The organism is Pseudomonas sp. MSSRFD41, from assembly GCF_014230245.1.
GTDB classification, from domain to species: domain Bacteria; phylum Pseudomonadota; class Gammaproteobacteria; order Pseudomonadales; family Pseudomonadaceae; genus Aquipseudomonas; species Aquipseudomonas piscis.
Genome location: NZ_JACKZK010000003.1, coordinates 310,754 through 328,067 on the forward strand (window position 1 = coordinate 310,754; position 17,314 = coordinate 328,067).

At 65.2% G+C, this 17,314-nt stretch carries 13 protein-coding genes; 9 read left to right on the plus strand and 4 right to left on the minus strand.

From position 1 onward, the window contains the following. The first annotated feature begins 14 nt into the window (after positions 1–14). Entirely contained in the window at positions 15–1,595 is a 1,581-nt protein-coding gene (locus H7A76_RS08385; RefSeq protein WP_185698066.1) for an aldehyde dehydrogenase (NADP(+)), read from the plus strand. Between the two features lie 19 nt (positions 1,596–1,614). Here H7A76_RS08385 and H7A76_RS08390 read toward each other — a convergent pair whose 3' ends face one another. Further along, complete coding sequence (locus H7A76_RS08390; RefSeq protein ID WP_185698067.1) at positions 1,615–2,508, minus strand: DMT family transporter; 894 nt, start codon at positions 2,506–2,508, stop codon at positions 1,615–1,617. 246 nt (positions 2,509–2,754) lie between these two features. On the opposite strand from H7A76_RS08390, the gene aceK reads away from it, so the two are divergent. The 6 genes from aceK (at position 2,755) to H7A76_RS08420 (ending at position 12,459) form a co-directional block, all read left to right on the plus strand. Continuing rightward, positions 2,755–4,476 (plus strand): bifunctional isocitrate dehydrogenase kinase/phosphatase, encoded by a 1,722-nt coding sequence (aceK, locus tag H7A76_RS08395; RefSeq protein WP_185698068.1) that lies wholly within the window; start codon positions 2,755–2,757, stop codon positions 4,474–4,476. Positions 4,477–4,567: 91 nt separating this feature from the next. Beyond that, positions 4,568–8,479 (plus strand): ATP-dependent RNA helicase HrpA, encoded by a 3,912-nt coding sequence (gene hrpA / locus H7A76_RS08400; RefSeq protein ID WP_185698069.1) that lies wholly within the window; start codon positions 4,568–4,570, stop codon positions 8,477–8,479. Between the two features lie 252 nt (positions 8,480–8,731). Next, positions 8,732–9,853, plus strand: coding sequence for a beta-ketoacyl-ACP synthase III (locus H7A76_RS08405; protein ID WP_185698070.1), 1,122 nt, complete (start codon positions 8,732–8,734; stop codon positions 9,851–9,853). Positions 9,854–9,932: 79 nt separating this feature from the next. After that, positions 9,933–10,547, plus strand: a complete 615-nt coding sequence (locus tag H7A76_RS08410) for an RNA polymerase sigma factor (protein WP_185698071.1) — start codon at positions 9,933–9,935, stop codon at positions 10,545–10,547. Then, positions 10,541–10,774 carry an anti-sigma factor gene (locus H7A76_RS08415; protein ID WP_185698072.1) on the plus strand — a complete coding sequence of 78 codons (234 nt, stop codon included), beginning with the start codon at positions 10,541–10,543 and terminating at the stop codon, positions 10,772–10,774. Before H7A76_RS08410 ends, H7A76_RS08415 begins: the two co-directional genes overlap by 7 nt. Positions 10,775–11,124: 350 nt before the next feature. Next, entirely contained in the window at positions 11,125–12,459 is a 1,335-nt protein-coding gene (locus H7A76_RS08420) for an OprO/OprP family phosphate-selective porin (RefSeq protein WP_185698073.1), read from the plus strand. 95 nt (positions 12,460–12,554) lie between these two features. On the opposite strand, the gene H7A76_RS08425 is transcribed toward H7A76_RS08420, so the two are convergent. Together H7A76_RS08425 and H7A76_RS08430 are read right to left on the minus strand one after the other, a co-directional pair. Further along, positions 12,555–12,956 carry a nuclear transport factor 2 family protein gene (locus H7A76_RS08425; RefSeq protein ID WP_185698074.1) on the minus strand — a complete coding sequence of 134 codons (402 nt, stop codon included), beginning with the start codon at positions 12,954–12,956 and terminating at the stop codon, positions 12,555–12,557. Then, positions 12,937–14,307 carry an MFS transporter gene (locus tag H7A76_RS08430; protein WP_185698075.1) on the minus strand — a complete coding sequence of 457 codons (1,371 nt, stop codon included), beginning with the start codon at positions 14,305–14,307 and terminating at the stop codon, positions 12,937–12,939. The genes H7A76_RS08425 and H7A76_RS08430 overlap by 20 nt, the downstream gene beginning before the upstream one ends. Positions 14,308–14,397: 90 nt before the next feature. Here H7A76_RS08430 and H7A76_RS08435 point away from each other — a divergent pair, with 90 nt between their 5' ends. Together H7A76_RS08435 and H7A76_RS08440 are read left to right on the plus strand one after the other, a co-directional pair. Then, a complete protein-coding gene (locus H7A76_RS08435; protein WP_185698076.1) occupies positions 14,398–15,300 on the plus strand; it encodes a LysR family transcriptional regulator in 903 nt (300 codons plus the stop codon). A 70-nt stretch (positions 15,301–15,370) separates the two neighbouring features. Then, positions 15,371–16,495, plus strand: a complete 1,125-nt coding sequence (locus H7A76_RS08440) for a GNAT family N-acetyltransferase (protein ID WP_185698077.1) — start codon at positions 15,371–15,373, stop codon at positions 16,493–16,495. Positions 16,496–16,498: 3 nt separating this feature from the next. On the opposite strand, the gene aqpZ is transcribed toward H7A76_RS08440, so the two are convergent. Next, positions 16,499–17,197, minus strand: coding sequence for an aquaporin Z (aqpZ, locus tag H7A76_RS08445; RefSeq protein WP_185698078.1), 699 nt, complete (start codon positions 17,195–17,197; stop codon positions 16,499–16,501). Between the last annotated feature and the right edge of the window lie 117 nt (positions 17,198–17,314).

Consider the following 17,314-nt stretch of genomic DNA (forward strand, 5'->3'; position numbering starts at 1 on the left):
GCCAGGGAGACCCCATGACTTCATCGTCCGGATACAACTACATCGGTGGCACCCGCAGTGCCCGGGGCCATGTCCAGTTGCAAAGCCTCGACGCCCAGACCGGGCAAGCCCTGCCAGGCGTCTTCTACCAGGCCACCGAGGCGGAGGTGGATGCCGCGGCCCGGGCGGCAGCCGGCGCTTGCGCCGAATATCGCGATCTTGGCCCTGAACAACGGGCCCTGTTCCTCGACGCCATCGCCGCGGAGCTGGAAGGCCTGGGTGCCGACTTCATCGCCACGGTATACCGGGAGACCGCCTTGCCCACGGCGCGTATACAGGGCGAGCTGGGGCGTACCTGCGGCCAGTTGCGGTTATTCGCCAAGGTCCTGCGTCGTGGTGACTATCTCGGGGCGCGGATCGATCGTGGCCAGCCCCGGCGCCAACCCCTGCCGCGGCCCGACCTGCGCCAGTACCGCATTGGCCTGGGACCGGTAGCGGTGTTCGGCGCCAGCAACTTTCCCCTGGCGTTCTCCACCGCCGGTGGCGATACCGCGGCAGCCCTGGCCGCCGGTTGCCCGGTGGTGTTCAAGGCCCATAGCGGGCACATGGCGACCGCCGAATGGGTGGCCGATGCGATCATCCGTGCGGCGCAGCGCTGCCAGATGCCCGACGGAGTGTTCAACATGGTCTATGGCGCCGGGGTCGGAGAGTGGCTGGTCAAGCACCCGGCCATCCAGGCCGTGGGCTTCACCGGTTCCCTCAAGGGCGGCAATGCCCTGTGCCAGATGGCGGCGAACCGACCACAGCCGATCCCGGTGTTCGCCGAGATGTCCAGCATCAACCCGGTGATCCTGCTACCCGAGGCCTTGCAGGCGCGTGGCTCGCAGATCGCCGCTGAGCTGGCAGGTTCGGTGACCCAAGGCTGTGGCCAGTTCTGTACCAATCCGGGATTGATCATTGGCCTGCGCTCAACGGCCTTCAGCTCGTTCCTTGAACAGTTGGTCGCGCAGATGAACCAGCAGCCGCCGCAGACCATGCTCAATAGTGGCACCCTGGCCAGCTATTGCCGGGGCGTGCAGGCCCTGTCTCGGCACCCGCGGGTTCGGCGGCTGGCGGGCCAGGCGCAACAGGGCGGCCAGGCTTGCCCGCAGTTGTTCCAGGCCGATGCGAGCCTGCTGCTGGAGGGCGATGGCTTGTTGCAGGAAGAGGTCTTCGGGCCGGCCAGCATCATCATCGAAGTGGCCGATATGGCCGAGCTGGCCATGGCCCTGCAGGGCTTGCGTGGACAGTTGACCGCGACCCTGATCGGCCAGGAGCAGGAGCTGCTGGCGCAGCGTTGGCTGAGCGACAGCCTGCAGGAGAAGGTCGGCCGTCTGCTGATCAACGGGTATCCCACCGGTGTCGAGGTTTGCGAGGCCATGGTCCACGGCGGCCCCTATCCGGCAACCTCGGACCCACGGGGAACGTCGGTGGGCACCCTGGCCATCGAGCGCTTCCTGCGCCCGGTGTGCTTCCAGAACTACCCCGATGCGCTCTTGCCCAGGGCTTTGCAGGATGCCAACCCATTGGGTATCCGCCGTTTGGTGGACGGAGAGCCCAGCAGCGCCGCTCTTTGAAGCCGGATGCCCGGCGGTCTCAGGCCGCGGTCTTCGCCGCTGGCCTGAGGACCAGCCACAAGGCCGCGGCGATCAGCACCCCGCCATACAGGTGGCCCATGGACAGCGGCTCGTCCAGCAACAGGGCACCCCAGAGCACGCCGAACGGCGGGATCATGAAGGTCACGGTCATGGAGCGCACCGGGCCGATGGAGCTCAGCAGGCGGAAGTACAGGACATAGGCGAAGGCGGTGCAACCCAGGCCCAGGCCCAGCAACGACAGCCAGACGCTCACGCCACCCCAGCTGGCCGGTGGCTGGCTCAGGGCGCTATAGGCGAACAGCGGCAACAGGAACAGCGTGGCGCCGAGCATGCTGCCCAGGGCCGAGAGGCGGCTGTCCAGGCCCCCGGCCTGGTCCAGCCAGCGCCGCGCGAGGAAGCCGGCGAAGCCATAGCAGGTGGTGGCCAGCAGGCAGGACAGGGCGCCGAGCAGCAGTTCATGATCGAAGGCCACCGGCCCGGCGCGGCTCAGGATGCCGACCCCGAGCAGCCCCAGGAACACGCCGGCGAGCTTGGCCGGGGTCAGGCGCTCATGGAAGAACAGGCCGCCGATCAGCACCCCCATCAGCGGCGTGGTGGCGTTGAAGATCGCCGAGTAGCCGGCAGGGAGCACCAGGGCCGCCACCGAGTACAGGGTGGCGGGCAGCCCCGAGTTGATCACGCCCAGCAGCAGGACGGTCTTGAACTTGCCGTGGAAGTTCCAGCCGACCCGCATCAGCGCCAGCATGGCCAGCAAGCCGGCGGCGGCGATCGACACCCGAAAGAAGGCGGTGGGCACGCTGCCCAGGACCGGGGCGATGATGCGCATGAACAGAAAGCTCGCGCCCCAGATGGCGGCTAGCGACAACAGGCGCAACAGATCGACAGGTCTCACGGAAGGTTCCTTGGGTGGCAGGGCGGGAATCTTGCCCAGCGCGGGTGGGCATGGCAAACCTTATTGGCGCACGGGCCAAGCCTGCACTCCGATTGTTGCGTTCGATGGTCGTGGCGGATTTTCCCGGGGCCGATCTCTGGCGACCGATACAGGGCGAGGCGACCGTCGGGTCACAAAAATGCGCTTCTCCTCGGGCCATTGCAGTGGCTAAGCTCAGGCAATCCAAATTCCCGTAGAGGTCTTCCTATGCCGCAGTCATGGCCCGCCGCCGACATCGCTCGAATCATCTTGAGTGGCTTCGACGACTACCGCGACAACTTCCGCCGGATTGCCGATGGCGCCCGGCACCGCTTCGAACAAGCGCAATGGCAGGAAGCGCAGAGGGCCTCCACCGCGCGGATCAACCTCTACGAGGAGAAGGTCGGGGAAACCGTGGCGCGGCTGCACCAGGCCTTCAGCGACGAGGTGCTGATGGACGTCAGCCAATGGCCGCTGGCCAAGAGCGCCTGCATCGGCATGATCGACCTGCGCCTGGACGATGAACTCTCCGAGACCTGGTACAACTCGATCTTCTGCGGGCTGTTCAGCCATGACCTGATCAGCGACGGCTGCATGTTCATCCATACCACCCGGCCCAGCCTGCGCCGCGCCCGGGCCGCCCAGACCCGCAGCTACATGCCTCGGGGAGAGCTGTCGAGCATGCTCGGGCAGATATTGACCGACTATCGCTTCAGCGTGGACTACGCCGACCTGTCCGGGGATATGCGGCGCCTGGAGGCGCAGCTGCGCGAGAACCTGCCGGATTGGGTGTGCAAGGACCCGGAACTGACCGTGGAGCTGTTTTCCTCGGTGCTCTACCGCAACAAGGGCGCCTACCTGGTGGGGCGCATCTATACCCACGAGGAGCAGTGGCCGCTGGTGATCCCGCTGCTGCACCGCGAAGGCCGGGGCATCCAGGTCGACGCGCTGATCACCGACGAGGCCGAGGTCTCGATCATCTTTTCCTTCACCCGTTCCTACTTCATGGTGGATGTATCGGTGCCGGTGGAGTTCATCGGCTTCCTCAAGCGCATCCTGCCGGGCAAGCACATCGCCGAGCTGTACACCTCCATCGGTTTCTACAAGCATGGCAAGTCGGAGTTCTACCGGGCGCTGATCAACCACCTGGCCAATACCGACGATCGTTTCATCATGGCGCCCGGGGTCCGCGGCATGGTCATGAGCGTGTTCACCCTGCCGGGCTTCAACACCGTGTTCAAGATCATCAAGGACCGCTTCTCGCCGTCCAAGAACGTCGACCGGGCCACGGTGATCGAGAAGTACCGGTTGGTGAAGAGCGTCGACCGGGTAGGGCGCATGGCCGATACCCAGGAGTTCGCCGACTTCCGCTTCCCCCTGTCCAAGTTCGATCCGGCCTGTCTCGAGGAGCTGCTGGAGGTGGCGCCGTCCACCGTGGTGGTGGAGGGCGATACGGTGCTGATCCGCCACTGCTGGACCGAACGGCGCATGACCCCGCTCAACCTCTACCTGGAGCACGCCAACGAGGCCCAGGTGCGCGAGGCCCTGGAAGACTACGGCCTGGCCATCAAGCAACTGGCGGCGGCCAATATCTTCCCTGGCGACATGCTGCTGAAGAACTTCGGGGTCACCCGCCACGGCCGGGTGGTGTTCTACGACTACGATGAAATCAGCTACCTCACCGAGGTCAATTTCCGCCATATCCCGGCACCGCGCACCCCAGAGGACGAGATGGCGTCCGAGCCCTGGTACTCCATCGGCCCCCACGATGTGTTCCCCGAGGAGTTCCCGCCGTTCCTGTTCGCCGATATCGGCCAGCGCCGTCTGTTCGACCAGTTGCACGGCGAGCTGTACAACGCCGATTACTGGAAGGGACTGCAGGAGGCGATCCTCGCCGGCAAGGTGATCGATGTCTTCCCGTATCGGCGCAAGGGGCGCGACGAGGAATAACGCGGCGAAAGGCCGTCACAAGCTGCAAGCTAAAAGCGCCAAGCTGCGTTAACCTTGCGGCTTTTCGCTTGAAGCCAGTCGCTGCTTTCCCATGACCGACCAATCGCCTGCTATCGACCAACTACTGAAAAACCTCGATCAAGCCATGCTCGCCGACCGCCACCGGTTGCGTCGGCAGCTGCTCGAACTGCGCAAGAAGCCCGACGAGGCCAAGCTCGCCCAGTGGCTGGAGCGGATGCAGGCGTCGTGCAACCTGGTGACGGCGCGGCGCGACAGCGTGCCCGCTATCCGCTATGACGACAGCCTGCCGATCGCCGCCAAGCGCGACGAAATCAAGGACGCGCTGCTCAAGCATCAGGTGCTGATCATCGCTGGTGAGACCGGCTCGGGGAAAACCACCCAGTTGCCGAAGATCTGCCTGGAAATCGGTCGCGGCCAGCACGGCCTGATCGGCCATACCCAGCCCCGGCGGATCGCCGCCCGCAGCGTCGCCAGCCGGGTCGCCGAAGAATTGGCCACGCCCCTGGGTTCGCTGGTGGGCTACCAGGTGCGCTTCGAGGATCAGAGCGATGCCAGCACCCTGATCAAACTGATGACCGACGGCATCCTGCTGGCGGAAACCCAGAACGACCGCTTCCTCGAGCGCTACGACACCATCATCGTCGACGAGGCTCATGAGCGCAGCCTGAACATCGACTTCCTCCTCGGCTACCTCAAGACCCTGTTGCCACGGCGCCCGGACCTCAAGGTGATCATCACCTCGGCCACCATCGACCTGGAGCGCTTCTCCAGGCACTTCGACGATGCGCCGATCGTCGAGGTCTCCGGTCGTACCTTCCCGGTGGAAACCTGGTATCGGCCCCTGACCCTGGAGCAGGACGAGGAGGGCAACCGCGTCGAGGACGACCTGACGGTGGACCAGGCGATCCTCGCCACCCTCGACGAGATCGCCGCCCATGAACGCAGCGAGCGCCGCAGCCCCGGCGACGTGCTGGTGTTCCTGCCGGGCGAGCGGGAAATCCGCGATGCCGCGGAAATGCTGCGCAAGGCCCAGCTCAAGCACACCGAGATCCTGCCCTTGTACGCGCGGCTGTCGCCGGCCGAACAGCAGCGCATCTTCCAGTCCCACCCGGGACGGCGGGTGGTGCTGGCGACCAACGTCGCCGAGACCTCGCTGACGGTGCCGGGCATTCGCTACGTGATCGACAGCGGTACCGCGCGCATCAGCCGCTACAGCTACCGGGCCAAGGTCCAGCGCCTGCCCATCGAGGCCATTTCCCAGGCCAGCGCCAATCAGCGCAAGGGCCGTTGCGGGCGGGTCGAACCGGGGATCTGCGTGCGCCTGTACAGCGAGGAGGATTTCCTCGCCCGGCCGGAGTTCACCGATCCGGAAATCCTGCGGACCAACCTGGCGGCGGTGATCCTGCAGATGCTCCACCTGCGCCTGGGTGAAATCACCGCCTTCCCCTTCATCGAGCCGCCGGACGGCAAGGCCATCAGCGACGGCTTCAACCTGCTGCAAGAACTCTCGGCGGTGGATCGCAACAGCCAGCTGACGCCCCTGGGCCGGCAGCTGGCGCGTTTGCCGGTGGACCCGCGCATGGGCCGCATGCTGCTGGAGGCGGCGCGCCTGGGCAGTCTCCAGGAAGTGCTGATCGTCGCCAGTGCGATGTCGATCCAGGATCCGCGCGAACGCCCACCGGAGCGCCAGCAGGCGGCGGACCAGGCCCATGCCCAGTGGAAGGACGCCGACTCGGACTTCGCCGCACTGGTCAACCTGTGGCGTGGTTTCGAAGAACAGCGCCAGGCCCTGACGGCCAGCCCGTTGCGCAACTGGTGTCGCAAGAATTTCCTCAACTACCTGCGCCTGCGCGAGTGGCGCGACGCCCATCGCCAGTTGAGCCTGATCTGCCGTGACCTGCAGCTGAGCCTGAACAAGGAACCGGCGGACTACCCGAAACTGCACAAGGCGGTGTTGGTGGGCCTGCTGAGCCAGATCGGCCAGAAGACCGAGGATGGCGACTACCTGGGCGCCCGCCAGCGGCGTTTCTGGATCCACCCGTCCTCGGGCCTGGGCAAGAAACGCCCGCAGTGGCTGATGACCGCCGAGCTGGTGGAGACCACCAAGCTCTATGCGCGCATGGTGGCCAAGATCGAGCCGGACTGGATCGAACCCCTGGCCGGCCACCTGGTGAAGAAGAACCACTTCGAACCCCATTGGGAAAAGAAGCGCGGCCAAGTGGTGGCCTACGAGCAGATCACCCTGTTCGGCCTGATCGTCGTCGGCCGCCGGCCCGTGCACTACGGCCCGGTGGACCCGGTGGTATCTCGCGAGCTGTTCATCCGCGAGGCCCTGGTGCGGGGCGAGATCCAGTCCAAGGCCAAGTGCCTGGCGGCCAATACCCGCCTGCTGGAGCAGCTCGACGCCCTGGAAGCCAAGGCCCGGCGCCGGGACATCCTGGCGGACGAGGAAACCCTGTTCGCCTTCTACGATGCGCGGCTGCCGGCGGAAATTCACCAGACCGCCACCTTCGACAGCTGGTACCGGGTCAACAGCCAGAGGGACCCGCAACTGCTGATCATGCGCGAGGAAGACGTGCTGGCCCGCGAGGCCAGCGAAGTCACCGCCAGGCAGTACCCGGACACCCTGCACATCGGCGATTTGGAACTGGCCCTGAGTTATCACTTCGAGCCCAACCATCCCCGCGACGGCGTGACCCTGCGGGTGCCGGCGCCGCTGCTGCCGGCGCTGCCTGCCGAGCGCCTGGAATGGCTGGTGCCGGGCCTGATCGAGGCCAAGTGCATCGCCCTGGTACGCAACCTGCCCAAGGCCCTGCGCAAGAACTTCGTGCCGGTGCCGGACTTCGTCAAGGCGGCCTTGCAGCGCATGGACTTTGCCGACGGTTCGCTGCCCCAGGCCCTGGGGCGCGAGTTGCTGCGCATGACCGGCGCGCGGGTCAGCGACGAAGCCTGGAGCGAATCCGCGCAGCAGGTGGAAAGCCACTTGCGGATGAACCTGGAAATCGTCGATGCCCAGGGCAAGTTCCTCGGCGAAGGCCGGGACCTGGCCGAGCTCACCGCGCGCTTCGCCGAGGCCAGCCAGGCGGCCCTGGCGGTGCCGCAGACCGCCAAGAGCCAGCAGCCGGTGGAAGCCAAGGTGTTCGCCGCGGTGGCGCAGAAGACCCAGCAGAAGATCGCCGGGTTGTCGATGACGGTCTATCCGGCCCTGGTGGAAGAAGCCGGGACGGTCAAGGAAGGGCGCTTCTCCACCGCCGCCGAGGCCGAGTTCCAGCATCGCCGGGCCTTGCAGCGCTTGCTGTTGCAGCAGTTGGCCGAGTCGGCCAAGTTCTTGCGCGGCAAGCTGCCGGGGCTCACCGAGCTGGGCCTGTTGTACCGCGAGCTGGGGCGAATCGAGGCCCTGGTGGAGGATATCCTCCTGGCCAGCCTCGACAGCTGCATCCTCGACGGCGAGGCCAGCCTGCCCCGGGATGGCGCGGGCCTGGCCTCCCTGGCCGAACGCAAGCGCGGCGCCTGGACCGAACATGCCGAGCGCCTGGCGCGCCTGGCCCTGGAGATCCTCAAGCTCTGGCACGGCCTGCAGAAGCGCTTCAAGGGCAAGATCGACCTGGCCCAGGCGGTGGCCCTCAACGACATCAAGGCCCAGCTCGGCAACCTGGTGTACCCGGGCTTCGTTCGTGAAACCCCGGCCCTGTGGTTCAAGGAACTGCCGCGTTACCTCAAGGCGGTGGAGCTGCGGTTCGACAAGCTGGGCAGCCAGGTGCAGAAGGACCGGGTGTGGAGCACCGAGCTCGCCGGGCTCTGGACCCAATACCAGGCCCGGGCCCAGAAGCACGCCCAGGAAGGCAAGCGTGACCCGCAGCTGGAGCTGTACCGCTGGTGGCTGGAGGAGTACCGGGTATCGCTGTTCGCCCAGCAACTGGGGACCAAGGTGCCGATCTCCGACAAGCGCCTGAACAAGCAGTGGAGCCAGGTGGAGGCCTGATCCATGCAGTCCCGGCTCCCCGGAGCCGGGCTCCGTCGATCTTGCAATTGCGGCGAAACGCCAGAGGTTATGGCAAACTTCGCCGTCATAAATGCCGGCCCCGGTTGCCTGTATCCCAGGCGGCCCGGGCGAAGCGGAATAAAGCGATGCCTGGAACGCGCCCCAGCACAGCCTGAGCAGCGGGGCGCTCCCTTTACGGTTTGGCACGAGAGTGCCAATACCTTCTGCCTCATACACACTAGAGGAACGACCGTGCATAACGTCGTCATCAGCGGCACCGGCCTGTTTACCCCGGCCAACAGCATTTCCAACGAAGAGCTGGTGGAGTCCTTCAACACCTACGTCCACCAGTTCAACAGCGACAACGCCGCCGCCATCGAGCGTGGCGAAGTGCAGGCCCTGACCGAATCCAACGCCGCCTTCATCGAGAAAGCCTCGGGCATCAAGAGCCGCTTCGTCATGGACAAGGACGGCATCCTCGATCCACAACGCATGACTCCACGCCTGCCGGAACGCTCCAACGACGAATGGTCGGTGCTCTGCCAGATGGCCGTGGCCGCCGCCGAGCAAGCCCTGCAACGGGCCGGCCGCACTGCCGCCGACATCGACGGGGTGATCGTCGCGTGTTCCAACCTGCAGCGCGCCTACCCGGCCATCGCCATCGAAGTCCAGGCCGCGCTGGGTATCCAGGGCTTTGGTTTCGACATGAACGTCGCCTGTTCCTCGGCCACCTTCGGCATCCAGGCCGCCTGCAACAGCGTGCAGCTGGGCCAGGCCCGGGCGATCCTGATGGTCAACCCGGAAGTCTGCACCGGGCACCTGAACTTCCGCGACCGCGACAGCCATTTCATCTTCGGTGACGCTGCCACCGCGGTGGTCATCGAGCGGGCCGACCAGGCCACTTCGGCCCACCAGTTCGAGATCGTCAGCACCAAGCTGCTGACCCAGTTCTCCAACAACATCCGCAACAACTTCGGTTTCCTCAACCGCGCAGCCGAGGAAGGCATCGGGGCCCGGGACAAGCTGTTCGTCCAGGAAGGCCGCAAGGTATTCCGTGACGTCTGCCCGATGGTGGCCGAGCTGATCGCCGCCCACCTGGAGGAAAACCAGCTCAACGTCAGCGACGTGAAGCGCTTCTGGCTGCACCAGGCCAACCTCAGCATGAACCACCTGATCGTCAAGAAACTCCTGGGCCGCGAGGCTACGCTGGAAGAGGCGCCGGTGATCCTCGATACCTATGCCAACACCAGTTCGGCGGGTTCGGTGATCGCTTTCCACAAGTACCAGGACGACCTGGCCAGTGGTGCCCTGGCGGTGCTCAGCTCCTTCGGCGCGGGCTATTCCATCGGCAGCGTGCTCCTGCGCAAGCGTTGATCGGCGCGGGCCGGGTGTGGCGCGAGGTGCCTGCGAGGCGTCACACCCGGGCAACCCCGCATGATTGAACGAGGCACGAATGGCTGCTGTTGATGACACGCAACTGCTCAAGCGCCTTCTGGCGGGCGAACAGAAGGCTTTCAAGGAACTGGTCGGTACCTACCAGAGCGCCATGCGCGCGGTAGCCTACGCCATCGTCGGCAATCGGCACGCCGACGAGGTGGTGCAGGACGCCTGGCTTTCGGTGGTGCGCAACCTGTCGGGCTTCCAGGGGCGTTCCAGCCTCAAGACCTGGCTGCTGACCATCACCGCCAACGCGGCCAAGGGCCGCTACAAGCAACATCGCCGCGAAGTCCTGCTCGATGACCTGCCCGCGCCCCACGGTACGGTGGGCGACGAGCGGTTTTCCTCCAGCGACGGCCACTGGCTGGTGGCGCCCTTCGCCTGGCACGAAGACACTCCCGAAGCGTTGTTGACCCAGGCCGAGCTGCGCGATTGCCTGGAGCACACCCTGCTCAGTCTTTCCGAGCTACAAGGCAGCGTGCTGACGCTGCGCGAGCGCGAGGGATTGGAGCTCGAGGAAATCTGTAATCTTCTGGGGATCACCCTGTCCAATGTCCGGGTACTGTTGCACCGGGCGCGGTTGAAGGTGTTCGCCACGGTGGAGCATTTTGAGGAAACCGGCCAATGCTGACCTGTAAGGAACAAGTGGCGCGCTCCAGCGATTATCTCGATGGCCAACTGAGCTTTCGCCAACGCTTGCTGATGCGCCATCACCTGCTGTTCTGCCCCAATTGCCGGCGTTTCATTCGCCAGATGCGCCTGCTGCAGGCCACCTTGCGCGTGTTGCCGGAACCACCGCTGGAAGGTCTCGACGAACTGGCCGAACGCCTGGCCGCCGAGAGTAGACGCGAGCGCTGAGCGTCATGCAGCCGCGGATGTCGCCAGGCATCCGCCGCGATGTTTTTCTGCCTGTTCCTGCCTGGGAATCGCGTCCGTGATTCCCGCCCGCGTCGTGCTCGCTGCGCGTCGGTTCGCACAAAAATAACCATTTCGTCATCTTCTGCCTTGTCCCTGGAAACAGTCGCAAACCGCTCTAGGACGGGCCTTTCGCCTTATTTCTTTTCGAAGTAAAAAAGTTCCTCTGTAATCAAATCTTTATTTTCCAGCAACCTGGCTGAAATCCTCGGACCCCAAGATTCCCCCCGACACCAGCGGCCCAGTCCGCGTGTTTTCCAACGCTACAGACCACCAATTAGGGGAACTCTTCGATGATCCGTAAGCACTTCGCCGGTTTTGCCGCCAGCGCCCTGGCCCTGGCAGTGACCGCCCAGGCTTTCGCTGGCACCGTCACCACCGACGGCGCCGATATCGTAGTCAAGACCAAGGGCGGCCTTGAGGTTGCTACCACCGACTCCGCCTTCAGCTTCAAGTTGGGCGGTCGCCTGCAAGCCGACTATGGCCGTTTCGACGGGTTCTATACCAAGAATGGGAATACCGGTGACGGCGCCTACTTCCGCCGCGCCTATCTGGAATTGGGCGGCACCGCCTACAAGGATTGGAAATACCAGATCAACTACGACTTCTCCCACAACTCGGGTTCTTCCGATGATGGTTACTTCGACGAAGCGACCATTTCCTATGTGGGCTTCAAGCCGGTGACCATCCGCGCCGGTCGTTTCGACCAGGACTTCGGCCTGGAGAAAGCCACCAGCTCCAAGTGGATCACCGCGATGGAGCGTAACGCCGCCTACGAGCTGGCCGACTGGGTCAACTCCCACGAGAACGGCATGGGCCTGCAGGTCAGTTCGGTGGTGGCCGACATGGCCTACCTGTCCGGTAGCGTGTCCGCCAAGGACATCAACGACAGCGACGGCGACAGCGTCAAGCAGTTCAACGCCCGGGCGGTGTTCGCCCCGATGCACGAAACCGGCAACGTCCTGCACTTCGGCCTGGACTTCGCCAGCCGCGATCTGGGCGACACCGCCTTCGACTCGCGGATCCGCCCACGCCTCGGCGTGCGTGGCATCGCCACCAACGGCGGCAACGATGCCGGTGCCAACGGCAACCGCGCTACCTTCGGCGGCGGTGCCGGCCTCAACGGTTCGAACCTGACCGCTGCTGGCGCCTACGACAACGACCGGGTGTTCGGTGGTGAATTCGCCTTCGCCAGCGGCCCGTTCTCGGCCCAGGCCGAATACCTGACCCGCAAGATGAAGGCCGACAGCGCCTCCTACAAGGACGTCAAGGCCACCGGCTTCTACGGCCAACTGGCCTACACCCTGACCGGCGAGTCCCGCGTGTACAAGCTCGATGGCGCCAAGTTCGACACCATCAAGCCTGAGAACAAGCAGTACGGTGCCTGGGAAGTGTTCTACCGCTACGACAACATCAAGGTCGATGACAAGAACATCGTGACCTCCACCGCGACCCGCGAAGTGGGCGATGCCAAGGCCAACATGAACACCATCGGCGTCAACTGGTATGCCAACGAGGCGATCAAGGTTTCCGCGAACTACATCAAGGTCAACACCGACAAGATCACCAACAGCGTTGGCGACGACAGCGGCGATGCCCTGGTAGCCCGCGTGCAGTACGTGTTCTAAGGCTGTCGCAACAAAGTCGAGCTCTTTCTCATCCGTTATGGCTCCTCTCGTTTTGACCCCGCCCTGGCGGGGTTTTTTTTGCCTGTCGGCCAGGCTCAGGGACAGTTGGTTTCATGCAGGTAGAGCCACTGCGCCGAGTCGCCCTGGATGCGGATCAACGCCAGGGACAGGCGCGCTGTCGACACTTGATCCAGGCGATGGGTCTCCTTGTAGCGGATCGCCGCGCACTGGCCTTCCTGCCATACGCAGCGCAGGTCGCTGACCTCGATCTGCAAGCCTTGGCGGGCGCCCAGGGCGCCGCGAAACAGCTGCTCGACCTGCTCGCGATCGGCCATGGTTCCGGCGGTGGTGACCATCTGGAAGTCCTCGGCCAGCAGTTCCATGACCTGTTCGATCGGTGCCGCGCTGTCGCCCTGGGAGTGAGTGAAGACGCCATGGATCAACTGGTGGATCTGGTGAACGCTGTGCAGTGCCTGTTTAACGATCGACTGGTGCATGAAGGACCTTCTTCGGTGGGGTGAGCTTGCCGAGCAGCGGCAGGATGAGCAGGCCGGCCAGGGCGGCCAGCAGCAGGCTCAGGTGAAAGGCGCGGGTGGCCGGGACATGCCCGAGCAACAGGTTGTAGAGCATCAGCAGCCAGGCCGCGCCGAGGCTGAAGGCCATCTGCCGGTTGATGTTCCAGATCACGCTGGCCTGGTGTGTGTCGCTGCCGCTGAAGTCCAGCAGGGCGGTGGTCTGCGCGGTATTGGCGCCGGCGCCGCCGCCCAGGCCCATGAGCAGGTAGGCACCGATGAGCAATGGCAGGTCGCGGCTCGAGTCGACCCAGCACAAGGTGGTGATACCGGCGCTGTGTAGCACCAGGGCGATGGCGAACAGCCGGGCGGCGCCGAGCTGGTTGTAGAAGCGCCCGCAGGCCAGCATCGCCCACAGCGCGCCAGCGGCGTACAGCAACATGAACAGGCCGCTGTGCCGGGCGCTCAGGTGCAGGTTGTCCTGGAGAAAGAACAGGCTCAGCAGGTTGACCCCGGTGAAGATCCCGGGAATGGCGTGGTAGATCGCCACCGACAGGCCGAGGCGGACATTGCCCAGCAGGCGCAGGTCGACGATGGGCTGTGGATTGCGCCGGCAATGCCAGCGGTACGCCAGGGCGAACGCCAGGCCGCCGGCCAGGCAGGCCAGGGCCTGCTGGGTCGGATATCCGCTGCCGTACAGCGACATGCCCAGGAGCAATCCGGCCAGGGCGCCGCTGACCAGCAACAGGCCGCGCAGATCCGGGCGCCTGGCCGCCTGGCGGTCTTCATTGGCGATCCAGCACCAGGCCAGCAGCGCGGTCAGTAGCGACAGGGGCAGGCTGGCGAAGAACACCCAGCGCCAGGAGCCCAGGTCGACGATGGTCCCGCCCAGGGTCGGCGACAGTGCTGGCGCCAGCAGCGCCACCGCCATCACCAGGGTCGAGATCCGCGCCCGCTGCGAGCCCTGGAACAGGTTGAAGGTCAGGGCCTGGCCGAGGGGGATCAACAGGCCGCCGGCCATGCCCTGGAGCAAGCGCCAGGCCACCAGCGGCAGGAAGCCTTCGGCCAGCCCGCAGAACAGCCCGGCGAGACTGAACAGCAGCATCGAGGCGGCGATGACCTGGCGGTTGCCCAGGCGCGCCGCCAACCAGGGGCTGATGGGGATCGCCAGGGTCAGGCCGAGGATGTAGGCGTTGGCCACCCAGGCCACGCTGGCGCTGGAAACCTGCAGCTGGGTGGCGATGCTGGGCAGCGCCACCGCCGACATGAAGATGTTCACGCAATCGATGAAGAAGCCGAGGAGGAATATCACCGCCACTTTGTATCTATAGGTCATGCCGCCTCCCGTTTTGCCCGCAGCTTAGGGAGCCTGGGCCGAACCTGTCGAGGCGCCTATACTTGATTCATTGTTCTAGGAAATTTGACAATGAATGAGAACCTCCACGGCCAGTTGCACCGGATCCAGACCTTTCTCGCGGTGGTGGACTTTGCCTCCTACACCCGTGCCGCGGATTACCTGGGAATCAGCAAGGCCATGGCCAGCCTGCATATCAAGACCCTGGAGCAAGTGCTGGCGACGCCCTTGCTGACCCGGACCACGCGGCATATCGCCCTCACCGAGACCGGCCAGGATCTCTACGATGAATTCAAGGGGATTGTCGCCAATATCGATACGGCCTTCGATAACGTGCTGCATGGGCGCAACCGGGTCTCGGGCAAGCTGCGCATCAGCTCCACCGCCGAATACGCCCAGGCCTTCATCCTGCCGCTGCTGCCACTGTTCACCGCGCGTTATCCCGAGGTGCGCCTGAGTTATCACTTCAATTCATCGCTGAACGACCTGGTGGCGGAGAAGCTCGACCTGGTGATCCGCCTTGGGCACCTGGTCGACTCGGGGTTCAAGGGCCGCCAATTGGCGGACTACGGCATTGTCCTGGTGGCCAGCCCGGGGTTGCGGGAGAGCCTCGCCGTGAGCCGCCCCGAGGAGTTGGCGAACTGCCCCTGGATCGGCAACAGCAACCTGGGCGGCCCGCCGGGCTGGACCTTCAGCCACCCGCGCCGGGGCCAGGTGCAGGTGCGGGTCGCGCCCGGGCACGAGTCGAACTCGGCGTCGGCGATCCGCGCCATGGCCCTGGGCGGGATGGGCCTGGCGGTGTTGCCGGAGTGGCTGGTCCTGGGCGACCTGGGCGAGGGACGGCTGGTACGGGTGCTGCCCGACTACAGCCTGGCCCGGCAGCCGGTCCATGTGCTGTTTCCCAACAGCCCGCACTTGCCGCGCAAGTCCCGGGTGTTCATCGACTTCCTGGCCGAGCACCTGGGCCCTGCCTGAGTGTTTCGGCGCGGCCGGCGATGGGGGGATATACTCCGCGGGTCGTTCGAGCTGACTCCTGGGGAACCCGATGCCGCTGCAATCCTTGAACAGCCTTTCCGCCGTCGATCCCGTGCAATGGGATGGACTGCTCAAGGATGGGCAACCCTTCGTCCGCCACGCCTTTCTCAGTGCCCTGGAAGACAGCGGCAGCCTCGGGCCACGTTCCGGCTGGCAAGCCGAACACCTGCTGCATGTGCAAGATGGCCGGCTGCTGGCGGCGCTGCCCAGCTATCGCAAGTGGCACTCCTACGGTGAATACGTGTTCGACCATGGCTGGGCCGAGGCCTGCGAGCGAGCCGGCATCGACTACTACCCCAAGTTGCTCAGCGCGGTGCCGTTCAGCCCGGTGAGCGGTGCGCGGGTGCTGGCGGCGACCCAGGCCGACGCGGTGGAGTTGCTCGAGAGTCTGCCCGGCTACCTGGAGATCGAAGGGTTATCCAGTGCCCATGTCAATTTCACCGACGACTTCAGCGACCAGGCCCTGGAGCGCCAGGCGGACTGGATGCTGCGCCTGGGTTGCCAGTTCCACTGGCACAACCGCGGCTATCGGGATTTCCAGGACTTCCTCGATACCCTGAGTTCGCGCAAGCGCAAGCAGATGCGCAAGGAGCGCGAGCAGGTGGCGGGGCAGGGCATGGACTTCCAGTGGCTGGAGGGGGCCGAACTCAGTGAGGCGCAGTGGGACTTCGTCTATGCCTGCTACGCCAACACCTATGCGGTGCGCCGCCAGTCACCCTACCTGACCCGCAGCTTCTTCAGCCTGCTGGCCCAGCGCATGCCCGAGGCGATCCGCGTGGTCCTGGCCTGCCAGGGCGGGCGGCCGGTGGCCATGGCTTTCAGCCTGATCGGGGGCGGCAGTTTCTATGGGCGCTACTGGGGTTGCCTGGCGGAGTTCGATCGCCTGCATTTCGAGACCTGCTTCTACCAGGGCATGGACTATGCGATCGCCCATGGGCTGCAGCGCTTCGACGCCGGAGCCCAGGGCGAGCACAAGCTGATTCGCGGTTTCGAGCCGGTGCTCACCCGCTCCTGGCATTACCTGCGCCATCCCGGGCTGAAGACCGCGGTGCAGGATTTTCTCCAGCGCGAGCGGGCCGGCGTCCGGGCCTATGCCGAGCAGGCCAGGGACGCCTTGCCCTATCGCCAGGCCTGAGCCTCAGCGGTCTTCCTGGCCCAGCCAGCGATAGACCAGGCCACCGACCACCGCGCCGAGGATCGGCGCCAGCCAGAACAACCACAATTGCTGCAGCGCCCAGCCGCCGACGATCAAGGCCGGGCCGGTGCTGCGGGCCGGGTTGACCGAGGTGTTGGTCACCGGGATCGAGATCAGGTGGATCAGGGTCAGCGCCAGGCCGATGGCGATGGGCGCCAGGCCCGCCGGGGCGCGCTTGTCGGTGGCGCCGAGGATGATCACCACGAACATGCCGGTCATCACCAGTTCGCAGACCAAACCCGCAGCCAGCGAGTAGCCACCGGGCGAGTGTTCGCCATAACCGTTGGATGCCAGCCCCGACGCCAGTTCGAAGCCGGGCTTGCCGCTGGCGATGAAGTACAGCAACGCCGCGGCGATCACGGCGCCGATCACCTGGGCTACCACGTACGCCGGCAGTTCCCTGGCCGGGAAGCGTCCACCCACCACCAGGCCCACGGATACCGCGGGGTTGAGGTGGCAACCGGAGATATGGCCGATGGCGAAGGCCATGGTCAGGACGGTCAGGCCGAAGGCCAGGGCGACCCCCAGCAGGCCGATGCCGACATTGGGAAACGCCGCTGCGAGCACGGCACTGCCGCAACCGCCCAGCACCAGCCAGAAGGTACCGAGCATTTCAGTCATGGAGCGCTTGAACAAAGACATGGGAAGAGTCCTTGATAGGTATACCTATCGACGCGATATCGCCGTTATGCATCCCGCAGGTCAACAACAGGTTTCACTCTGGAACCTAGCCTCAGTACAGCAGGCTTTGGTGGCAAT